Origin of the sequence: Ancylomarina sp., from assembly GCF_041555295.1 — a bacterium.
GTDB lineage: Bacteria > Bacteroidota > Bacteroidia > Bacteroidales > Marinifilaceae > Ancylomarina.
Genome location: NZ_JBFFKR010000446.1, coordinates 1 through 1,912, shown reverse-complemented (window position 1 = coordinate 1,912; position 1,912 = coordinate 1). Strand labels below are relative to the sequence as shown.

Sequence of the window (1,912 nt, the reverse complement as noted above, 5' to 3'; positions counted from 1 at the left end):
ATTGAAAATAATGTTCGTCAAATATTACGTTAATAAATGTTAGAAAAAAGAGACAGAACTCTTTAATTCCTTATTTTTATAGTTCTTTTCAAATGAAATTGAATAAAAGGATCCGACCTAAACTAAAAGTCAGAATGCAAAGAAGAAAATTTCTAAAACAAACCGGTTTTGTTGGTATGCTTACATTTGTAGGGCTCCTACCCGCTTGTGATATACCTTTTGAATATAGTCCGTATGATATTATAGTTGAAGATAAATACAAGGATTTAACTGCTAAGAACTTAGCTAAGCTAAAGGAATTGGAAGCTGGAAAATCCTCTTTTAAAATTGCCTTTATTTCAGATACACACACTTTCTACGACGAATTTGAAGAGCAAATAAAGGCCATTAACCAAAGAGATGATATTGATTTTGTTATCCATGGTGGGGATATTACTTTAAGTTCTCTACATAAAGAGTTTACCTGGTTTAATGAAATCATAGGTAAGTTAAATAAGCCTTTTCTCACTGTGATTGGAAACCATGATCATCTTTCAAATGGAAAGGCTATCTACGAAAAATCGTTTGGGCCAACCAATTACGTTTTTACTTTTAGAGGTTGCAAATTCGTAATGTTCGATAATATTATTTGGGAAAATAAGAATACGGATCCTGAGTTTGACTGGTTTAAGGAGAATATCAAGAATGATGGAGATTTTAAGCATGTGATTCCAGTTTCTCACATACCACCCTGGGGAGATCAGTATAATTATGGTAATGAGTATGTTTTTAACCAGATGATGGTGGATAATGATATTAAGCTATCCATACATGGTCATACGCATAAATACTATTTCGGAAAGAGATATGATCAAGTCGATTATTTGGTTGTAGGTGATACTCCTGATAAACATTATGCCATTATTTCGGTTGATGAGACTAGTTATAATATAGAAAAGGTTGACTATTAGTAATTAAGATTGTGTGTTAAGTTCTGAATAAAAGAGAAAAAATGATTAGAAAAATTATATATACATTTTTAACAACTGTTTTACTCGCGACCACAGCTTTCGCGACTGAAAAGGAAGACCCCAGACAAGATAGTTTGAAAAGGAAATGGTATGTTCCCAGAGCGGCTAAGATTCAGTATGCAGGAAATATTGGCTATTTCTCTATTGGAGCAACTTATTATCTGGTAGATGATTGGTATCAACTATCCATCATGTACGGAATGGCAGAATATCCTGGTCATGAGAGAACTTTGAATACCTTAGCATTTAAAAATACATTTTTAATTAAGAAATTTCATTACAAGGATTTTGTTTTGAGTCCCCTAGCCGGATTGAGTATTAATTTTGGATCGACTCATAATACTTATCGTAAGTTGCCTGACTATTTCCCTGACGATTATTATTTTCAAAATAAGGTTCACTTTGCTCCTTTTGTTGGTGTTATGATTTATCATCCCTTGCCATTTAAAACGTTTAAGGGAATCGATTTTTATACTGAGGTGGCAACCATGGATAATTACTTGCTAGAAGCGATTAGAACAGACTACGTTAAATATAGCGAGATCTGGAATTTATCATTGGGCTTGACCCTTTATTTTTAAAACTCAAGTATTAAATTGTTATTGCTTTAAGACATTTAGCCTTATTTTATATTTAGTTTTCAGACTAAGTGTGAGATAAGGCTTTTTTACTTTTGCTATTTGTATAAAAAGCTTTAGTTTTGCAATGTTTATTAATTCTAAATAAAATCAATGCAATCTAATTTTTGGCAACAACAAACGACTCCCTCTTTTTCTCTAGCTCCCATGGAGGATGTTACTGATACCGTTTTCCGTGAGATAGTTTTAAGAAACTCAGAAGAAGGTAAATTACATCTATTGTTTTCAGAGTTTACCTCAACGGATGGTTTGTGTCACGAAATT

The 1,912-nt window shown here is 32.5% G+C and carries 2 protein-coding genes; both read left to right on the top strand.

The features are described from left to right. Nucleotides 1-134: 134 nt before the first annotated feature. Nucleotides 135-950, top strand: coding sequence for a metallophosphoesterase (locus tag ABY905_RS16945; protein WP_372646026.1), 816 nt, complete (start codon nt 135-137; stop codon nt 948-950). Nucleotides 951-991: 41 nt separating this feature from the next. Further along, entirely contained in the window at nt 992-1,591 is a 600-nt protein-coding gene (locus ABY905_RS16940) for a hypothetical protein (RefSeq protein WP_372646025.1), read from the top strand. Nucleotides 1,592-1,912 lie beyond the last annotated feature (321 nt).

What these genes read in the sequence shown, in the direction of transcription:
- ABY905_RS16945 (WP_372646026.1), top strand. Translation starts at nt 135, where the DNA reads ATGCAAAGAAGAAAATTTCTAAAACAAACCGGTTTTGTTGGTATGCTT.
- ABY905_RS16940 (WP_372646025.1), top strand. Translation starts at nt 992, where the DNA reads ATGATTAGAAAAATTATATATACATTTTTAACAACTGTTTTACTCGCG.